17 protein-coding genes are annotated in these 18,035 nt (G+C 72.9%); 7 read left to right on the forward strand and 10 right to left on the reverse strand.

Translation table 11 applies throughout. The features are described 5' to 3' along the window. Positions 1-119: 119 nt before the first annotated feature. Both ACZ7LK_RS23815 and ACZ7LK_RS23820 read left to right on the forward strand, forming a co-directional pair. On the forward strand, positions 120-1,565 hold the full coding sequence (locus ACZ7LK_RS23815; protein WP_392275983.1) for a GuaB1 family IMP dehydrogenase-related protein: 1,446 nt from the start codon (positions 120-122) through the stop codon (positions 1,563-1,565). A 161-nt stretch (positions 1,566-1,726) separates the two neighbouring features. Further along, positions 1,727-2,575 (forward strand): RNA polymerase sigma factor SigF, encoded by an 849-nt coding sequence (locus ACZ7LK_RS23820; protein ID WP_392275984.1) that lies wholly within the window; start codon positions 1,727-1,729, stop codon positions 2,573-2,575. Positions 2,576-2,744: 169 nt separating this feature from the next. Here ACZ7LK_RS23820 and ACZ7LK_RS23825 read toward each other — a convergent pair whose 3' ends face one another. The 8 genes from ACZ7LK_RS23825 to ACZ7LK_RS23860 form a co-directional block, all read right to left on the reverse strand. Further along, positions 2,745-3,110 (reverse strand): ATP-binding protein, encoded by a 366-nt coding sequence (locus ACZ7LK_RS23825; protein WP_469462394.1) that lies wholly within the window; start codon positions 3,108-3,110, stop codon positions 2,745-2,747. A gap of 78 nt (positions 3,111-3,188) precedes the next feature. After that, complete coding sequence (locus ACZ7LK_RS23830; protein WP_471143150.1) at positions 3,189-4,475, reverse strand: PP2C family protein-serine/threonine phosphatase; 1,287 nt, start codon at positions 4,473-4,475, stop codon at positions 3,189-3,191. Continuing rightward, complete coding sequence (locus ACZ7LK_RS23835) at positions 4,472-5,488, reverse strand: ATP-binding protein (RefSeq protein ID WP_469462352.1); 1,017 nt, start codon at positions 5,486-5,488, stop codon at positions 4,472-4,474. The genes ACZ7LK_RS23830 and ACZ7LK_RS23835 overlap by 4 nt, the downstream gene beginning before the upstream one ends. Continuing rightward, positions 5,485-6,000: an ATP-binding protein gene (locus tag ACZ7LK_RS23840; RefSeq protein ID WP_469462396.1), complete on the reverse strand. Its 516-nt coding sequence runs from the start codon at positions 5,998-6,000 to the stop codon at positions 5,485-5,487. The genes ACZ7LK_RS23835 and ACZ7LK_RS23840 overlap by 4 nt, the downstream gene beginning before the upstream one ends. A gap of 28 nt (positions 6,001-6,028) precedes the next feature. Then, positions 6,029-6,439: an STAS domain-containing protein gene (locus ACZ7LK_RS23845; RefSeq protein ID WP_433180276.1), complete on the reverse strand. Its 411-nt coding sequence runs from the start codon at positions 6,437-6,439 to the stop codon at positions 6,029-6,031. After that, on the reverse strand, positions 6,436-7,341 hold the full coding sequence (locus tag ACZ7LK_RS23850; protein ID WP_392275989.1) for an STAS domain-containing protein: 906 nt from the start codon (positions 7,339-7,341) through the stop codon (positions 6,436-6,438). The genes ACZ7LK_RS23845 and ACZ7LK_RS23850 overlap by 4 nt, the downstream gene beginning before the upstream one ends. A 206-nt stretch (positions 7,342-7,547) precedes the next feature. Beyond that, positions 7,548-7,805: a DUF5133 domain-containing protein gene (locus ACZ7LK_RS23855; protein ID WP_392276062.1), complete on the reverse strand. Its 258-nt coding sequence runs from the start codon at positions 7,803-7,805 to the stop codon at positions 7,548-7,550. A 165-nt stretch (positions 7,806-7,970) separates the two neighbouring features. Next, positions 7,971-8,987: a GDSL-type esterase/lipase family protein gene (locus ACZ7LK_RS23860; RefSeq protein WP_392275990.1), complete on the reverse strand. Its 1,017-nt coding sequence runs from the start codon at positions 8,985-8,987 to the stop codon at positions 7,971-7,973. A gap of 292 nt (positions 8,988-9,279) precedes the next feature. Between ACZ7LK_RS23860 and ACZ7LK_RS23865 the strand changes: the two genes are divergently transcribed. From ACZ7LK_RS23865 to ACZ7LK_RS23880, 4 genes are all read left to right on the forward strand, one after another. After that, positions 9,280-10,743, forward strand: a complete 1,464-nt coding sequence (locus tag ACZ7LK_RS23865; RefSeq protein ID WP_471143153.1) for an amino acid permease — start codon at positions 9,280-9,282, stop codon at positions 10,741-10,743. A 10-nt stretch (positions 10,744-10,753) separates the two neighbouring features. Beyond that, entirely contained in the window at positions 10,754-11,209 is a 456-nt protein-coding gene (locus ACZ7LK_RS23870; protein ID WP_064067061.1) for an Lrp/AsnC family transcriptional regulator, read from the forward strand. 432 nt (positions 11,210-11,641) lie between these two features. Next, positions 11,642-12,439 carry a carbon-nitrogen hydrolase family protein gene (locus ACZ7LK_RS23875; RefSeq protein ID WP_471143156.1) on the forward strand — a complete coding sequence of 266 codons (798 nt, stop codon included), beginning with the start codon at positions 11,642-11,644 and terminating at the stop codon, positions 12,437-12,439. A 49-nt stretch (positions 12,440-12,488) separates the two neighbouring features. Continuing rightward, positions 12,489-14,183 (forward strand): flavin monoamine oxidase family protein, encoded by a 1,695-nt coding sequence (locus tag ACZ7LK_RS23880; RefSeq protein ID WP_392275993.1) that lies wholly within the window; start codon positions 12,489-12,491, stop codon positions 14,181-14,183. A 21-nt stretch (positions 14,184-14,204) separates the two neighbouring features. Here ACZ7LK_RS23880 and ACZ7LK_RS23885 read toward each other — a convergent pair whose 3' ends face one another. Continuing rightward, entirely contained in the window at positions 14,205-14,963 is a 759-nt protein-coding gene (locus tag ACZ7LK_RS23885; RefSeq protein WP_469462365.1) for a DUF5995 family protein, read from the reverse strand. A 494-nt stretch (positions 14,964-15,457) separates the two neighbouring features. Here ACZ7LK_RS23885 and ACZ7LK_RS23890 point away from each other — a divergent pair, with 494 nt between their 5' ends. Continuing rightward, on the forward strand, positions 15,458-16,594 hold the full coding sequence (locus ACZ7LK_RS23890) for a glycoside hydrolase family 6 protein (protein WP_392276063.1): 1,137 nt from the start codon (positions 15,458-15,460) through the stop codon (positions 16,592-16,594). On the opposite strand, the gene ACZ7LK_RS23895 is transcribed toward ACZ7LK_RS23890, so the two are convergent. Continuing rightward, positions 16,573-18,006 (reverse strand): uracil-xanthine permease family protein, encoded by a 1,434-nt coding sequence (locus ACZ7LK_RS23895; RefSeq protein WP_471143160.1) that lies wholly within the window; start codon positions 18,004-18,006, stop codon positions 16,573-16,575. The two genes, ACZ7LK_RS23890 and ACZ7LK_RS23895, sit on opposite strands and share 22 nt — an antisense overlap. Between the last annotated feature and the right edge of the window lie 29 nt (positions 18,007-18,035).

Consider the following 18,035-nt stretch of genomic DNA (forward strand, 5'->3'; position numbering starts at 1 on the left):
TCCCTGTGCCTTTCGCCCGGGGCGTACGCGTGTGCGGCCATGGGAGAATGAAGTACGTGCGTTTTCCCCCCGGCTGAAATGCCCGGGGGCCAACTCCGAACGACTGGGATGTTCAGCACGTGCGTTTCCTCAATGACCTGAAGCCGCCGTACGACCTCACGTACGACGACGTATTCATGGTGCCTAGCCGCTCGGCCGTGGGCTCCCGCCAGGGCGTCGACCTGTCCTCCCCCGACGGCACCGGGACCACCATCCCCCTGGTCGTCGCCAACATGACGGCGATCGCCGGCCGCCGGATGGCCGAGACCGTCGCCCGGCGCGGTGGCCTCGTCGTCATCCCCCAGGACATTCCGATCGAGGTCGTCACCGACGTCATCTCCTGGGTCAAGAGCCGTCACCACGTCCTCGACACCCCGATCGTCCTCGACCCGCACCAGACGGTCGCCGACGCGCTGTCGCTGCTGCCCAAGCGCGCGCACAACGCGGCGGTCGTCGTGGACGCCGACCAGCGTCCGATCGGTGTCGTCACCGACGAGGACCTGTCCGGGGTCGACCGCTTCACCCAGCTCTCCGAGGTCATGTCCAAGGACGAGCTGCTGCTGCTCGACGCCGACATCGACCCGCGCGAGGCGTTCAACACCCTCGACCACCACAACCGCCGCTACGCCCCGGCCGTGGACAAGGACGGCCGCCTCGCCGGCATCCTGACCCGCAAGGGCGCGCTGCGCGCCACGCTCTACTCGCCGGCCGTCGACGCCAACGGCATGCTCCGCATCGCCGCCGCCGTCGGCATCAACGGCGACGTCGCCGGCAAGGCCAAGCAGCTTCTCGACGCGGGCGTCGACACCCTCGTCGTGGACACCGCGCACGGCCACCAGGAGTCGATGATCGCCGCGATCAAGGCCGTCCGCGGTCTCGACCCGCACGTGCCGATCGTCGCGGGCAACATCGTCGCCGCCGAGGGCGTGCGCGACCTGATCGAGGCCGGCGCGGACATCATCAAGGTCGGTGTGGGCCCCGGCGCCATGTGCACCACCCGGATGATGACCGGCGTGGGCCGCCCGCAGTTCTCCGCCGTCCTCGAATGCGCCGCCGAGGCCAAGAAGTACGGCAAGCACGTCTGGGCCGACGGCGGTGTCCGTCACCCGCGCGACGTCGCCATGGCGCTCGCCGCCGGCGCGTCGAACGTGATGATCGGCTCCTGGTTCGCCGGTACGTACGAGTCCCCGGGCGACCTCCAGCAGGACGCCAGCGGCCGCCTGTACAAGGAGTCGTTCGGCATGGCGTCCAAGCGCGCCGTCCGCAACCGCACGAGCGAGGAGTCCGCGTACGACCGGGCCCGCAAGGCGATCTTCGAGGAGGGCATCTCGCACTCGCGGATGTTCCTGGACCCGGCCCGCCCGGGCGTCGAGGACCTGATCGACTCGATCATCGCGGGCGTCCGCTCGTCCTGCACGTACGCCGGCGCGGCCTCCCTGGAGGAGTTCGCCGAGAAGGCCATCGTGGGCGTCCAGAGCGCCGCCGGGTACGCCGAGGGCAAGCCGCTGCACGCCAGTTGGAGCTGACGGCCCCTCAAGCCGCGGCCGGAGCGGCCGTTTCGCGCCAGGTGCGCGGAGCGGCCGTTCCGCTTTTTTCACGCCGGGCCGAATCCGTACGCGTGCTCGGGCCGGAGGCGGGTACACGCGCCCTGCGAACGCGTGCAGACAAGAGGGAGGGTGCAGTGTCCATGGCGACCACGATCTCGGCCGGTACCGCCTCGCAGGCCACGACCGGTCTGCCGGAGATCCGGAACCCGGGCGAGGTGGCTCCGAAGGACGCGAAGGAGCTGTCGAAGCAGTTCTTCGACCGGCTGGCTGTTCTCGAGGAGGGGACCGCGGAGTACCAGTACGTCCGCAACACCCTGATCGAGCTCAACCTCTCCCTGGTGAAGTACGCGGCGACCCGCTTCCGCAACCGGGCCGACCAGATGGAAGACATCATCCAGGTCGGCACCATCGGGCTGATCAAGGCGATCGACCGGTTCGACCTCAGCCGCGAGGTGGAGTTCACCACCTTCGCGATGCCGTGCGTCATCGGTGAGATCAAGCGGTTCTTCCGGGACACGAGCTGGTCGGTGCACGTGCCCCGGCGGCTCCAGGAGCTGCGCATCGACATCGCCCGCGCGACCGACGAGCTCTTCCAGCGCCTCGACCGCTCTCCGACCCCGGCCGAACTGGCCGAGCACCTGGGGATGGAGGAGGACGAGATCCTCGAAGGGCTCGTCGCCGCCAACGGGTACACCGCCGGCTCCATCGACCTCCCGCTCGACGACAGCGCCGACAACTCCTCCGAGACGCTGGGCGACCGGCTGGGAGCGCCGGACCGGGAGCTGGAGATCGTCGAGAACGTCCAGGCCCTGAAGCCGCTCATCGAGAAGTTCGACGAGCGCGACCGGCGCATCCTGCGCATGCGGTACGTGGACGAGATGACCCAGGCCGAGATCGGCGCGGAGCTGGGGGTGTCGCAGATGCACGTCTCCCGGCTGCTGTCGCGGATCACCGCGCGGCTGCGGGAAGGACTCCTGGCCGTGGAGTGACTCCACCGGCCGGTCACCGCCGGCGCCCGGGCCCCACGGTCCGGACGCCGGCGGACGCGCTTGTGGGGTGGGCGGGGGACGGCGCGGCGATTCCGGTACGGAGGCCGTGACGGCCTGACCGCCCGACCGAGCCGCCCGGGCCGCCCGTGCCGCCGCGAGGGGGGCCGGATCAGGCCGCGGCCGCCCGGCGCGACCAGATCGCCCGAATCGTCTTGCCCGCCGCCGTCGGGCGGACCTCCACCCGGCCCGCCAGGCTCAGCACCATCGGCCAGCCGAAGCCGCCGCCACCGCCCGTGAAGTCCGGCGTCCGCGCCTCGGGAACGGCGTGGCTGGAGTCGTCCAGCTCCACGGCCAGCTCGCCCGGCTCGGCCCGCATCCGCAGCCGCCACCAGCCGGTCGTATGGCGCAGGGCGTTGGCGGTCAGCTCCGTGACCACCAGTTGCACGGCGTCCAGGTCCGCCCACGGGCAGTGCTCGGTGACGAAACGCGCGGCCGAGTCACGGGCCGAGGCACAGTCGACGGAGGGCGAAATCATGACAACCACGAGCGGCTCCTTCATCCTTCACCGCTCGCTTACCCAGACCTCGTGCGTTCACCACGGGTCCGGCGAGGATCAGCCGCGTACCCGCCGCACGGTCAGGGCGACGGTGTCGTCCGGATGCAGGATCACCGTGTGCATCTCGTCGGCGATGGCGGCCGGGATCTCCTCTATCGGCAGGTGCCGGTGCCGGCGGGCCGCCCGCGCCAGCCGCAGCTCGCCCTCCCGGGGGTCACGGCGGCTCTCGGTCAGCCCGTCCGTGTAGAGCACCAGCAGATCCCCGGGGTCGAGCCGGGCGTGCAGCAGCCGCTCGCTGCCGGGCAGCGGGAAGCCGATGCCCCGGCCGCGCACCTCCAGCAGGGACGATTCCCCGTCCTCCCGTACGAGGAGGGCCGGCGGGTGGCTGCCGTTGGCCAGCACCAGTTCCCCGCTGTCCGGGTCGAGCCGCACGAGCTGCACGGTGGCCATCAGCTCGTGGTCGAAGGTGGCGAGCACCTCGTCCGTCCGGGCGACGATCGACTCCAGGGGGTGCCCCTCCAGGGCCAGGGTGCGGACCGCGTGGGTGACGTTGAGCGCGCTGCGCGTACTGGTCAGTCCGTGCCCCAGGGCGTCCACGATCGTGATGTGCACGGTGCCGTCCGGCAGGACGAACCAGTCGTAGAGGTCGCCGCCCGTCGGGGCGTGCTTCTCCGCGGGTTCGTAGTGGACGGCCATCTCCAGGCCCGGCACCCGTACCGGCGGCGGGCGCAGGGCGTCCTCGAGCTGGCGCAGTATCCGGCCGTGGGCCTGGCGCAACTGCTCGTCGCGCTCTTCGAGCTGCACGTACAGGGCCAGCACGCCGCTGTTCGTCTCGGCCAGCTCGTGCTTGAGGCGCTGGTGGCCCTCGGCGAGCGCGTCCGCCCGGTCGACGGCGGCGCTCAGCTCCTCCTCCAGCAGCTCCACCAGACCCGGCGGGTCGTCCCGGCCGGTGTCCTCGGCGGACGGGACGGGGGCGGGGACCCGCCACACGGCGGCCGTGCCGGGCAGCCGCTCCGCGGGCAGCGGCAGCCCCTCCAGGGAGGGCCGGCGCGGCGCGTGCGGCAGGTGCAGCCGTACGACGAGCCGCCCCTCCGCGGCACCGTCGCCCGGCCCGCCGCCGGCCCGCCCCTCGCCCGGGCGGCCGTCCGCACGGCCGGAGGGCCGCGGCGGCACGGTCTCCAGCAGGACGGGCCGGCCGGCCGCGAGCTCGGCGCGCGCCACCCTGGTCGCCGACAGCGCCAGCCGGTAGCGCAGTTCGACGGACAGGCCGGCCCGGTGGGCCAGCCGTCGCAGGGCGCTGCGCAGCCCCGCGAGCGAGTGCAGGGTGGTGATCTGCGGTTTCATGGCTCTCTCCGGGCCGGGCCGAGCGCGAGGACGGTCGCGTCGTCCCGGCTCCGCCGGTTCTCGTGGACGAGGGCTGCGGCGAGCAGCGGCGCGGGCAGCCCCGTGAGGAACGGGGTCAGGGTGTGCGTCCACCCGGCGTCGATGCCGTCGCTGTGCAGCAGGGCGATGGCGCCCGGTTCGGCCGGCACCCGCTGCACCCGCGGTTCGGGCATGTTCCAGCCGACGACCCCGGGCTGGCCGCCGAAGCGCCGGCGCACCCCGTCGTGTCCCAGCAGCAGGGCGCGCACATTGCCCACCGAGCAGTGGTCCACACCGTCGGGGGACAGACGCAGCAGCCCGACCGCCGCGCCCCTGCTGCGCCGCAGCGCCCGGTTCATCGCGCGCAGCAACTGCGGCAGCGGCTGGTCCGGGTCCCGGTGGAAGGCGCGGACGGCCGCCTCGGCCGCCTCGGCCGCCGGCGTGCCGTGCCCGAGGCCGTCGACGACCAGGGCGGTGCGTATCTCCCCGGACACGGCCAGACCCCAGGAGTCGCCGCACGCGGTCTCCCCGTCGGCGGGCACGCGCACCGCGCCCACGCCGGGCGTCCCCTCGGCGGGGCCGCCGCGCGGCTCGCCCAGCCGGGCGGAGACGACGGTGCCGGTGCCCTCCCTCGTCCGTACGGTGAACTCGTCCGCGATCCGGCGGACCGCGCCCAGGCCGGAGCCGAGCGTGCGGCTGGTGGTGTACCCGTCGGTGAGGCACTGCTCCAGGTCCGCCATGCCCGGCCCCCGGTCGACGGCGAGGATCTCCACCCCGGCGCGCAGCGGCAGCGGCTGGATGTACAGGGAGCCGCGCCGGGCGTGCTTGGCCACGTTGCCGGCCAGCTCGCTGGCGAGGACGGCCGCCTGGTCGGGCAGCGCGCCGGTGAGCCCCTGTTCCAGCGCCGTCCGGCGGGCGGCCGTGGCCGCGAGCTGGACGGCGCTGTAGTGGTCCACCGGGACGTGGGTGGTGACGGACTCCGGTGACCTCGTCAACGGTCGTTCCAGCGCGTCACGACGACGGTGGTGCCCTGCCCCGGGCGGCTGTGGACCTGGAACTCGTGCATCAGCCGCCGGGCGCCGCCCAGGCCGTGGCCCAGCCCGCCGCCGGTGGTGAACCCGTCGGTCAGCGCCTCCTCCAGGTCGGGGATGCCGGGCCCGTCGTCCCGGACCGTCAGCCGCAGGCCCCGGCGCCCGGCCCGGGTCGCGGCCTCGATCTCCAGGGAGCCGCCGCCCCCGTGGACGTAGGCGTTGCGGGCGAGCTCACTGGCGGCGGTCACGATCCTGGTCTGGTCGACCAGACCGAAGCCGGCCTCGATCGTGGCGGCCCGCACCGCGTGGCGGACCGTCAGCAGGTCTTCCTCGGAGGCGACGTTGAAGCGCGACCCGGCGCCGTGGCCGCCGGCCGGTGGCGGCGGGTCCGCGGGGCCGCCGTCGGACGCGTCGGCGCGGGTGCCGGACGGCCCGGCCGCGACGGAGGAGCCGGAGAGGGGGGAGCGCTGGGCGATCAGCTCGGAGCCCGGTGTCGCCACCCGTTCACCGCGGAGCGTCACGTCGGACCTCCCCCGGGGGTCGGGGCATACGGTGCCAGCCGAGTGCGGTCAGGCCCTGTTCCGCGTTGAGGGCCGTCTCGACGCCGGTCAGTTGCAGGCCGAGCTCGACCAGGGTGATGGCGACCGCCGGCCGCATCCCGGCCACGATCACCCGGGCGCCGAGCAGCCGGGCCATGGTGGTGAGTTCCATCAGGGTGCGCGCGACGAACGAGTCGATGATCTCCAGCCGGGAGATGTCGATCAGCACACCCCTGGCGCCGTCCCCGGCGATCCGCTCGGTGAGCTCGTCGGTGAAGGCCACCGCCGACTGGTCGTCCAGCTCATTGAGCAGCCCGGTGACCAGCACGTCGCCGAGCCGCAGGATCGGCACGCCGGTGGCGCGCGGGGCCGTCACGCGGTCACCGGCCGGGCGCTGACGGCGTCCTGGCCGACGGGGTCCTGGCCGACGGCGGGCTGGTCGGTCAGCCGGATGGCGGCGGCCAGGGCGTCCGCCAGGGTGGCCCGGGTCAGGATGGTCGACAGGTCGATGCCCAACTGCGCGATGGTCTGGGCGATCGGCGGCCGGATCCCGCTGATCACACAGTCCGCGCCCATCAGCCGCACCGCGTTGACGGTGTGCATCAGGTGCTGGGCGACCGCGGTGTCGACGGCCGGCACTCCGGTGATGTCGATGATGGCGACCTGGGCCTCGTTGTCCTGGATCGCCTGGAGGAGGCTCTCCATCACGACCTGCGTGCGGGCGGTGTCCAGCGTGCCGATCAGGGGTACGGCCAGCACGTGCCGCCACAGCCGGACCACCGGCGTGGAGACCTCCAGCAGTTGTCGGCTCTGCCGCTGGATGATCTCCTCGCGCCCCTCCACGTACGTCTCGAAGGAGAGCACACCGGCCGCGTCCAGCAGCCGGTTGACCAGGATGGCGGCGGAGAACAGCTCGGCCGAGTCGCGGGTGGTGTGCTGCACGGCGGACAGCAGCGCCTCCTTGAGCGACAGCACGGCCAACGACGTGGCGGTCGGAGAGGCACCGGCCCGCGCGCGGCGCAGCGACAGCTCTATGACCGTCTGGCGCAGCTCGTTGCGGGACGCCACCAGGCGTTCCACCGGTACGTCACTGGCCAGGCCCGCCGCGAGGGCGGAGATCAGCAGGTCCGCTTCCTCGCGCACCTCGTGCTCGCTCATGTCCGTGCTGAGCACCGCCTGCTCCAGCTGGAGCCGGACCCAGCGGTCCGCGATCTCCTCCTCGCGCTCCCGCAGGGCCTCACACAGGCGGTCCCGCACGCTCGATTCGCTGGTGTTCACAAGCACCTCTCGCAGTCGGAAACGGTTCGGGCGGGTTTCCGCGGCGAGGCGCCGGAAACATCGACGGGATGGCCGCCCGGCCCGCTTCTCGTGTTCAACGGCGGTTGGATCGTAGTGGCCGGGGGCGGTGGGAAGAAACGTGACTCCACCGCGCGGACGCCGAGGGCGGCGACCGGAGAGTGCCGGTCGCCGCCCTCCCCGTCCGCTCAGCGCGAGACCGACGCCGCCGCGACGGTCACCGGCTCCCCGGCCGCCCTGACGGTCACCTGCTCCCCGGCCGCCGCGATCGCCTGCCGGGCCACCCGCAGAGCGTCGCGTATGTCACGTGTGCCGGTGGACACGCACAGGGTGTAGGCGGTGTCCTCCCGTTGACGCACGATCTTCGGGTCCACCGACTCCGCACCGGATGCGGCCAGTTCCTCATACCTGGCCACGAGCTTGCGCAGCATCGACGGGTGCGCCATCAGCACGTCAGAACCTCCTTGTGGCGGAAAACCCCGGACCTGGGATTGTCAGCCGGAAAATGTTGTCACCGGCCAGAGGCGCCCCTACCCCGACGTCGTCGGGTCATTCCCCCTCACCTCCCTCCCCGCCTCCCTCCGGCACGGATGTGCGCGGCGGACCGGCCGTCACCTCCCGGTGAGCACCCGTCCCCGGAGCGGCCCCGCGGTCCGTACCGCCGAGGCGACCGCGGCGGCGACCCGCGCGTGGCCCGCGTCGTCCGGATGCAGACCGTCCGCGAGGTGCCCGGGGCCCAGCAGGTCCCGCCCGGGCAGCAGGGCCAGCCGCTCGTCACCGGCCGCGACCAGGTCCCGGACGGCCTCCTCCATGGCGGTGCGCAGCTCGGCGAGCGTCGCGCCCAGGGCGTTGGCCGTCGACTCCGCCTCGGGGCGCAACAGCGGCGAGAGCAGCAGCAGGGGTGTGTCCGGATGGCCCCGGCGCACCAGGGTGATGAACGCCCGCGTCGTCTCGTACAGCAGGGGCGCCGAGTGCGGGACGCCGGACCAGCAGTTCGTGCCGAACGCCAGGGTGAGGAGGTCGGCGGGGAGGGCGGCCAGGTGCTGGGCGGTGGGCAGCTCGCCGCGCCCGCAGCCTGCGTAGCCGAGGTTGACCGTGTCCAGGCCCAGGGCCCGTCCGGCGACGGCGGGCCAGGAGTGGGCGGGGCGGGTGGACCACCAGCCCTCGGTGATCGAGTCGCCGTGCACCAGCCAGCGGGGCCGCGGGGGAGCGGGGGAGAGGGTGCCGCCGACGGCCCGGAGCCCCAGGACGTCGGGGGCCTGGCTCTCCGGCGGGTGGACGGTGTAGGGCCCTGGCCCCCCGGGAAGCGGGACGGTGACGGTGGCTTCCTCGGCGGGGTCGGCGAGGGCCTCGTGGACGCATGTCCGGCCCTCCCAGAGCGCGAAGCAGTGCGCCAGCCGGCGCAGGTCCCGGGGCGCGTCCGGCACGGTGGCCCGGTAGCGGATCTCCACGGCCCGGGTGCCCGGCGACACCGTGAACTCCAGGCGTACGCCGATGGGCAGCTCGGCCCGCCGGGCCGAGTCCCACGTCAGGCGCGCCAGGTCGGCGGGGTCGGCGCGCACCGCGCGGCCGCGGTCGTCGAGCCAGGCCGTCCCGCGGAGGAAGGGCACCGGATCCTGCCAGGTCATGCGGGTCTCCTCAGGTCGGTGAAATGCCTGCCCCGGACCCCCAATGTGTCGATTCGTGCGGCGGGGCGCAATGTTTCCCCGTCTGTGCCCCAAGCGCGCAATGATCAATCGTCGGTGCGCAACAACCCTGCATTACGAGCGCGAACCGCACATCGTAGGCTCAGGGCCCGTACCAGGAGTGGCGGCGACCGCCTGCTCGGCGGTTCCCCTTCCCCGTGGTCTGCGCACGCACGCCCACGGAGCCGCCGCGGGTCGCCTCCGTTCGACCCGCAGCCATGAAGGAGCCTCCGCAGTGCTGGACCAAGGCGCAGCCCCTCCCCCCACCGAGAAGTCCGCGCCCAAGGCGTCCGGCCTCTCCGCCCTCACCCGCCGCAAGCCGGTGGACGTGCTGGTCGCAGAGGGTGGACAGGGTGAGGGCGGTTCCCTCCGCCGCTCACTCTCCATGTGGCAGCTCACCATGATCAGCATCGGTGCCACGCTCGGCACCGGTATCTTCGTCGTCCTCGGGGACGCCGTCCCGCAGGCCGGACCCGCGGTCACCCTGGCGTTCGTGATCGCCGGTCTCACCGCCCTCTTCTCCGCCCTCTCCTACGCCGAGCTGGCCGGCTCGATCCCCGTCGCCGGCTCCTCGTACTCGTACGCGTACGCAACGATGGGCGAACTCGTCGCCTGGGTCTGCGGCTGGTGCCTGGTGCTGGAGTACGGCGTCTCGGTCGCCGCGGTGGCCGTCGGCTGGGGCGAGTACCTCAACGAGCTCCTGAACGGCACCATCGGCGTCACGATCCCGGACGTGCTCTCCTCCGCGCCCGGCGAGGGCGGTGTCATCAACCTGCCCGGCCTGATCGTCGTGATGCTCGCCATGGTCTTCCTGCTCGGCGGCGCCCGTGAGTCCGCCCGCATCAACACGATCATGGTCGTGGTGAAGATGGCCGCGCTGGTCCTCTTCTGCGCCATCGGCTTCATGGGCTTCAAGTCCGGCAACTACGCCGACTTCATGCCGCTCGGCATGGCGGGCGTCAGCGCCGCCGGTGCCAGCCTCTTCTTCTCCTACATCGGCTTCGACGCCGCCTCCACGGCCGGCGAGGAGGCCAAGAACCCGCAGCGCGACCTGCCGCGCGCGATCATGCTGTCGCTGATCATCGTCACCGCGCTGTACGTCCTGGTCGCCGGTGTCGCCGTCGGCGCGCAGAACTGGAAGGACTTCGAGGGCTCCGAGGCCTCGCTCGCCGCGATCATGAACGACGTCAGCGGCCACGCCTTCTGGGGCACGCTCCTCGCCGCCGGCGCCGTCATCTCCATCGCCAGCGTCGTGCTGACCGTGCTGTACGGCCAGACCCGCGTCCTGTTCGCCATGTCCCGCGACGGTCTGGTCCCCAAGGCGTTCGGCAAGGTGGACGAGAAGACCGGCACCCCGCGCGTCAACACCGTGATCGTGTCCGTCTTCTGCGGTCTGCTCGCCTCCGTCATCCCGCTGGGTGAGCTGGTCGACGCCACCAGCATCGGCACCCTGTTCGCCTTCGCCCTGGTCAACATCGCGGTGATCGTGCTGCGCCGCACCCGTCCGGACATGCCGCGCACCTTCCGGGTCCCGCTCGGCTGGCTCTTCCCGGTGCTGGGCTTCCTGTTCTGCGCGTACAACATGTTCAGCCTCGACGCCATCACGTGGATCGTCTTCGGTGTCTGGATGGCCGTCGGCCTCGTGTTCTACTTCCTGTACGGCATGCGCCGCTCCCGTTTGGCCACCGCAGAGAAGTGACCCACGCCCAGTGCGACTGAACGATCTCGACGAACGCATCGTCCACGCCCTCGCCGAGGACGCCCGCCGTTCCTACGCCGACATCGGCTCGCTCGTCGGTCTGTCCGCGCCCGCCGTCAAGCGGCGGGTGGACCGGCTGCGGGCCGAAGGGGCCATCACCGGGTTCACCGTCCGGGTGGACCCGGCGGCGCTCGGCTGGGAGACCGAGGGGTTCATCGAGATCTACGCACGGGGCAACACCTCGCCCGAGACCATCCAGCGCGGTCTCGAGCGTTACCCGGAGGTCGCGGCCGCGTCCACCGTCACCGGTGACGCGGACGCGATCGTCCAGGTCTTCGCCTCCGACATGCGCCACTTCGAGCGCGTGCTGGAGCGCATCGCGGGCGAGCCGTTCGTGGAGCGCACCAAGTCGGTGCTGGTGCTTTCCCCCCTGCTGCGGCGCTTTTCGTCCGGCTCGCCCGCCTAGGGAGTGTCCGGGAAAGTATCGGCGTCCGCCCGGAGGCCAGGCGAGGCTTTCCGGACACGACCTAGGGGGCGTCTCGCCGATCTTGCCGGGCTCTCGCTGATCCGGCCCGTCGACACCACGCCCCCTAGCCCGTACGGACCCGGTCCCCGCCCCGTCCTCGGAGGTGGCGGCGGAGCCCTCCGGGCTGGTGGGAGGCGCCGGCCCGCCGCGTCGCGGCCCGGGGGCGACCTGGCTCCGACGCTCGGCGAGGGAGCCTTCCGAGCCAGGGAGGACGGCCGCGCAATGAATCACCGCGCGGCACCCCTTCCGCGCAATGGATCGGTCGTCGGTCCGCAACGGTCACGCCTTGTCCCGGAAGAACCCCGGACCGTACCGTTTTGAACGTCTTACGACACCTTCCCCGCCCGTCACGCACCCGACCGAGGTCTGCCGATGCCGCCGCTGCGCACCGCCCTGCTCCAGAGCTCCGGACAGCCCGGTGACGTCGCCGCCAACCTCAAGGTCCTCGACGAGGCCGCCGGCCGTGCCGTCGCCACCGGCGCGGGGCTGCTGGTCGCCCCCGAGATGTTCCTCACCGGGTACGCGATCGGTGACGGGATCGCCCGGCTGGCCGAGCCCGCCGACGGCGACTGGGCCGACGCCGTGGCCGACATCGCCGAGCGTCACGGCCTCGCCGTCGCCTACGGCTACCCCGAGCGCGACGGCGACCACGTGTACAACGCCGCCCAGCTCATCGGCCCGGACGGCACCCGGCTGCTGAGCTACCGCAAGACCCACCTCTACGGCGGCTTCGAGACCGGTGCCTTCACGCCCGGCGACCAGCCGGTCGTCCAGGCGCAGCTCGGCGGACTGCGCGTCGGCCTGATGATCTGCTACGACGTCGAGTTCCCCGAGAACGTGCGGGCGCACGCCCTGGCCGGCACCCAGCTCCTGCTGGTGCCCACCGCCCTGATGCACCCCGCCGAGATCGTCGCCGAGTCCGTGGTGCCGGTGCGCGCCTTCGAGAACCAGATCTACATCGCGTACGCCAACCGCACCGGCCCCGAGGGCGAGTTCGAGTTCGTCGGCCTGTCCGCCCTGGCCGGCCCCGACGGCACCGCCCGCGCCCGCGCCGGCCGCGGCGAGGAGCTCGTCACCGGCGACGTCGACCCGGAGCTGCTGACCTCCTCGCGCGAGGCGAACCCCTACCTGCGCGACCGCCGCCCCGGCCTCTACACCTCCCTCGTCTGAGCCCCGCCTCCCGCCCCGCCCCAGCTTTCCCGCAAGGAGTCCGTACCCCATGACGTCCACGGTGCCCACCGCCGTCCAGCACACCGACGCGCAGCCGCCGATCACCATGTTCGGTCCGGACTTCCCGTACGCGTACGACGACTACCTGGCCCACCCGGCCGGGCTCGGCCAGATACCCGCGACCGAGCACGGCACCGAGGTCGCCGTCATCGGCGGCGGGCTGTCCGGCATCGTCGCCGCGTACGAGCTGATGAAGATGGGCCTCAAGCCCGTCGTCTACGAGGCCGACCAGATCGGCGGCCGGCTGCGCACCGTCGGCTTCGAGGGCACCGGCACCGAGGGCCTGACCGCCGAGATGGGCGCCATGCGGTTCCCGCCCTCCTCGACCGCGCTCCAGCACTACATCGACCTCGTCGGCCTGGAGACCCGCCCGTTCCCCAACCCGCTCGCCGAGTCGACCCCGTCGACCGTCGTCGACCTCAAGGGCGAGTCCCACTACGCGGAGACCATCGACGACCTGCCGCAGGTCTACCGCGACGTGGCCAAGGCCTGGAACGAGTGCCTGGAGGAGGGCGCGGACTTCTCCGACATGAACCGCGCCATGCGCGAGCGCGACGTCCCGCGCATCCGCGAGATCTGGGGCAAGCTGGTCGAGAAGCTGGACAACCAGACCTTCTACGGCTTCCTCTGCGAGTCCGAGGCCTTCAAGTCCTTCCGGCACCGCGAGATCTTCGGCCAGGTCGGCTTCGGCACCGGCGGCTGGGACACCGACTTCCCCAACTCCATCCTGGAGATCCTCCGCGTCGTCTACACCGAGGCGGACGACCACCACCGCGGCATCGTCGGCGGCTCCCAGCAGCTACCGCTGCGCCTGTGGGAGCGCGAGCCGGAGAAGATCGTCCACTGGCCGCTCGGCACGTCGCTGAAGTCGCTCCACGAGGGCGACCCCAAGCCCGCCGTCACGCGCCTGCACCGCACCGCCGGCAACCGCATCACCGTCACCGACGCGAACGGCGACATCCGCACGTACCAGGCGGCGATCTTCACCGCCCAGTCCTGGATGCTGCTGTCCAAGATCGCCTGTGACGACTCGCTGTTCCCCATCGACCACTGGACGGCGATGGAGCGCACCCACTACATGGAGTCGTCCAAGCTCTTCGTCCCGGTCGACCGGCCCTTCTGGCTGGACAAGGACGAGGAGACGGGCCGTGACGTCATGTCGATGACGCTCACCGACCGGATGACCCGCGGCACGTACCTGCTGGACGACGGCCCGGACAAGCCGGCCGTCATCTGCCTGTCGTACACCTGGTGCGACGACAGCCTGAAGTGGCTGCCGCTCTCCGCCAACGAGCGCATGGAGGTCATGCTCAAGTCGCTCGGTGAGATCTACCCGAAGGTCGACATCCGCAAGCACATCATCGGCAACCCGGTGACCGTGTCGTGGGAGAACGAGCCCTACTTCATGGGCGCCTTCAAGGCCAACCTGCCGGGTCACTACCGCTACCAGCGGCGCCTGTTCACCCACTTCATGCAGGACCGGCTGCCCGAGGACAAGCGCGGCATCTTCCTCGCGGGCGACGACATCTCCTGGACGGCCGGCTGGGCCGAGGGCGCCGTTCAGACCGCGCTGAACGCCGTGTGGGGCGTCATGCACCACTTCGGTGGCGGGACGGACGCCACGAACCCAGGCCCGGGCGACGTCTACGACGAGATCGCCCCGGTGGAACTCCCGGAGGACTGACGGCCGGCACCGCGCGGGACGTCAGTGTCCGGGCGGTGCGAGCGGGGTCAGCAGCATCCGTCCCACGAGCCCGACGGAGCGGTCGAGGCGTTCGGTGAACTCCTCGGCCGGCTCCGGGGGCCCGCCCGCCCGGGTCGGCCCGGCCAGTCCGGCCAGTCCGGTCAGCCGCCCCAGCCGCTCGAGCTGCCACAGGGAGCGGGCCGCGAGCCATGCCCCCTCGCGGGCCCGCTCCAGGCTCCAGCAGCCCACCAGATGGGTCAGCGGGTCGGCGATCTCCAGCAGGTCGGGGCCCGGCATCAGCTCCTCGCGGATGCGCTCCTCCAGCAGTACGAGGATGTCGCCCACCCGGTCGAACTCCTCCTCCAGGTCGGCCGGTTCGCAGCCGAGCGTACGACAGGCGTCCACCACGGCCAGCGCCAGATCGTGCCCGACGTGCGCGTTGATGCCCGCCAGGGCGAACTGCAACGGCCGTACGCCGGGATGGCGCCGGTAGTCGAACAGCGGCCGCCAGCACGCGGGCGGACGCCCGCCCGCGGCGACCGCGTCGACGGCCGCGAGGTACCTCTCCGCGAACCGTACGTCCAGCGTGGCGGCGGCCCGCCGGTCCGCGAACCCGCCCGCGTCGATGCGCCGGGCGATCTCCTCCGTGACGGTCAGGTAGACCCGGTTGAACACGGCCACGCCGTCTGCCGCCGGCCACAGTTCGCGGAACGCCCGCATCCGGGTCAGGACGGGGCCGACCGCCGAGGGGGCCGCCGAGAACTGTTCGATCTGCGCCATGGGGGCAGCGTCCCAGTAGGTAGGCTCTCGGTGGTGTCATCGCGCCGGGCTTCCCCGGAACGGGGGAACGATCCGCCCGGGCGAGCACCCAGGGGGAGGGGAAAACCACGGTGTCAGGCGTGCGCGCACAGCGCCCGACGAAGCGTACGGGCCGCACCGGCCCACCGGAACGAGCCGCCCGCCACGAGGCGGAGGCCCCGTACGCGGCGGCCCCGCACAGGCCGGATCCGGCCACCACGGGCCCGGCGACCGGCCCGGGCGCGGATCCGGCGGACGCGGCGGAGCCGGGGGCGGCCGCCTGGTCCGGGACGGAGCTGCCCGGCAGCGGTGGCACCGGCGGGCCCGGGCGCGACGGCGGTGGCCGGGGTGGCCGTGGCGGTCGTGGCCGGGGCCAGGACGGCCCGGGCGGCCCCGGCGGCGGTGGCGAAGGCGGCGGACGGCGGCGGACGCGGGGACGCCGCGCCGAGCGGCGCCGCACCGCGCGCCGTCACGCCATGGCGGCCGCCGCCTCGGTGGTCGTCGCCGTCGGCACCGTCAGCGGCCTGCTCGCCGCGACCGGGGGCGACCGCGACGACTCGGCCCGGCCGCGCCCCGAGGTGTCGGCCAGCGCCCTGCCCGTACCGCTGCCCGCGCGGCCCAGCCCCACGGCCGCCTCGCCCTCACCGTCCCCGACGCCCTCGCGCACCCCGGCGAAGCCGTCCGCCGCGCCGAGGCCCAAGCCCTCCGTGACCAAGAAGCGGGCGCCCCGGGCGCCCGCCCCGCGGACCGTGTCGGCGGCCCTGTACCGCCATCCGGAGTCGCAGGTCCTGGACTGGGTGCGTGCCAACCCCGGCGACCCGCGCCGGCCGGTCATCGAGTCCCGGATCGCCGACCAGCCGGCCGCGGTCTGGTTCGCCGAGTACGACCCGGGCGCCATCACCGGCCGGGTCCGCGCGGTCACCTCCGGGGCGGCCGCCGCCGGGCGCGTGCCCGTCCTCGTGCCGTACGCGATACCCGACCGGGACTGCGGCGGCGCCTCGCAGGGCGGCGCGCCGGACCTGGACGCCTACGACGGCTGGATACGGAACTTCGCGGACGGGCTCGGCAGCGGGCCGGTCATCGTCGTCCTGGAGCCGGACTCGATCGCGCTCGCCGACTGCCTCTCGGACGGGCAGCGGGCCGCCCGCTACGCCTCGCTCGCCCGCGCGGGCAAGGCGCTGCGGGCCGCCAACCCGCAGGCCAAGGTGTACTTCGACGCGGGCCACTCCGGCTGGCACTCGGCCGCGAAGATGGCCGGCGCCCTCCGCGAGGCGGGCGCCGCGACCAGCAGCGACGGCATCTTCACCAACGTCTCGAACTTCCACGGCACCGCCGACGAGGCCGCCTACGCGCGCCGGGTGCTCACCGCGCTCGGCGGACCGTCCCACCTGGGTGCCGTCATCGACACCAGCCGCAACGGCAACGGCGCCCCCGCGCCCGGTGAGTGGTGCGACCCGGCCGGCCGGGCACTCGGCCGGACCCCGACGACCCGGACCGGTGAGGCCCGGATCGACGCCTACCTGTGGATCAAGCTGCCGGGGGAGTCGGACGGCTGCTCCGGTGCGGCGGGGGAGTTCTCCGCCGACTACGCCTACGACTTGGCGACCGGCTGATCGCCGCCGGTGCCGTCTTGGTCTCCGGTGCCGTCTCCGTCTTCGGTGCCGTACGCGGAGGTGCCGGCGTCCAGCAGCGGTTCCTGCTGCTTGAGGTGGGCCGGGGCGAAGGCGCGCAGCACGTGGTAGCCGGTGATGACGACGATCGTGCCGAGCGCGATGCCGCCCAGCTCGAAGTTGTCGGTGATCTTCAGGCTGACGCCGCCGACGCCGATGATGATGCCCGCGGCGGCGGGGACGAGGTTGAGCGGATTGCGCAGGTCCACCCGGGCGTTGGTCCAGATCTGCGCGCCCAGCAGGCCGATCATTCCGTAGAGGATCACGGTGATCCCGCCCAGGACGCCGCCGGGGATGGCCGCGACGACCGCGCCGAACTTGGGGCACAGGCCGAAGAGCAGCGCGAAGCCGGCGGCGGCCCAGTAGGCGGCCGTCGAGTAGACGCGGGTGGCGGCCATGACGCCGATGTTCTCGGAGTATGTGGTGTTCGGCGGGCCGCCCACGGCGGTGGACAGGACCGAGGCGGCGCCGTCCGCGGCGATGGCGGTCCCGAGCTGGTCGTCCAGCGGGTCGCCGGTCATCTCGCCGACCGCCTTGACGTGCCCGGCGTTCTCCGCCACCAGCGCGATGACGACCGGCAGCGCGACGAGGATCGCCGACCACTCGAAGGCGGGGGCGTGGAAGGACGGCAGTCCGACCCAGTCGGCCTTGGCGACGCCGGACAGGTCCAGCCGCCAGTGGTCGACGGCCTTGGGGCCGCCGAGCGGGGAGTGGATCCGGCCGAAGACCAGGTCGAACAGCCAGGACACGGCGTAACCGAAGACCAGCCCCAGGAAGATGGCCACCCGCGACCAGAAGCCGCGCAGACAGACGACGGCGAGACCGGTGAACAGCATCACCAGCAGCGCGGTCCACTGGTCCTGGGGCCAGTACGTCGAGGCCGTCACCGGCGCCAGGTTGAAGCCGATCAGCATGACGACGGCGCCCGTCACGATCGGCGGCATCGCCGCGTGGATGATCCGGGCGCCGAAGCGCCGTACCGCGAGGCCCGCCAGGAACAGCACGGCGCCGACCACGAGGACCGCCCCGGTGACGGTGGCGCTGTCGCCGCCCGACGCCCGGATGGTCGCCGCCACGCCCACGAAGGACAGGGAGCAGCCGAGGTAGCTGGGCACCCTGCCGCGGGTGGCGAGCAGGAAGATCACCGTGGCGACGCCGGACATCATGATCGCCAGGTTGGGGTCGAGCCCCATGAGCACGGGTGCCACGAACGAGGCACCGAACATGGCCACCACGTGCTGTGCGCCGAGCCCGACCGTACGGGGCCACGACAGCCGTTCGTCGGGACGGACCACGGCTCCGGGAGCGGGTGTCCGTCCGTCGCCGTGCAGGGTCCAGCGCACGCCGAGGTTCATGGGTGGTGACTCCACTTCTCCGGTTCGGG

This window comes from Streptomyces sp. NPDC039423, assembly GCF_055598725.1.

Bases quoted from the DNA above. Each gene is read 5' to 3' on its own strand.
- ACZ7LK_RS23820 (WP_392275984.1), top strand. From the start codon at position 1,727: ATGGCGACCACGATCTCGGCCGGTACCGCCTCGCAGGCCACGACCGGT.
- ACZ7LK_RS23825 (WP_469462394.1), bottom strand. From the start codon at position 3,110: ATGATTTCGCCCTCCGTCGACTGTGCCTCGGCCCGTGACTCGGCCGCG.
- ACZ7LK_RS23830 (WP_471143150.1), bottom strand. From the start codon at position 4,475: ATGAAACCGCAGATCACCACCCTGCACTCGCTCGCGGGGCTGCGCAGC.
- ACZ7LK_RS23855 (WP_392276062.1), bottom strand. From the start codon at position 7,805: ATGGCGCACCCGTCGATGCTGCGCAAGCTCGTGGCCAGGTATGAGGAA.
- ACZ7LK_RS23860 (WP_392275990.1), bottom strand. From the start codon at position 8,987: ATGACCTGGCAGGATCCGGTGCCCTTCCTCCGCGGGACGGCCTGGCTC.
- ACZ7LK_RS23875 (WP_471143156.1), top strand. From the start codon at position 11,642: ATGCCGCCGCTGCGCACCGCCCTGCTCCAGAGCTCCGGACAGCCCGGT.
- ACZ7LK_RS23880 (WP_392275993.1), top strand. From the start codon at position 12,489: ATGACGTCCACGGTGCCCACCGCCGTCCAGCACACCGACGCGCAGCCG.
- ACZ7LK_RS23885 (WP_469462365.1), bottom strand. From the start codon at position 14,963: ATGGCGCAGATCGAACAGTTCTCGGCGGCCCCCTCGGCGGTCGGCCCC.
- ACZ7LK_RS23890 (WP_392276063.1), top strand. From the start codon at position 15,458: ATGGCGGCCGCCGCCTCGGTGGTCGTCGCCGTCGGCACCGTCAGCGGC.
- ACZ7LK_RS23895 (WP_471143160.1), bottom strand. From the start codon at position 18,006: ATGAACCTCGGCGTGCGCTGGACCCTGCACGGCGACGGACGGACACCC.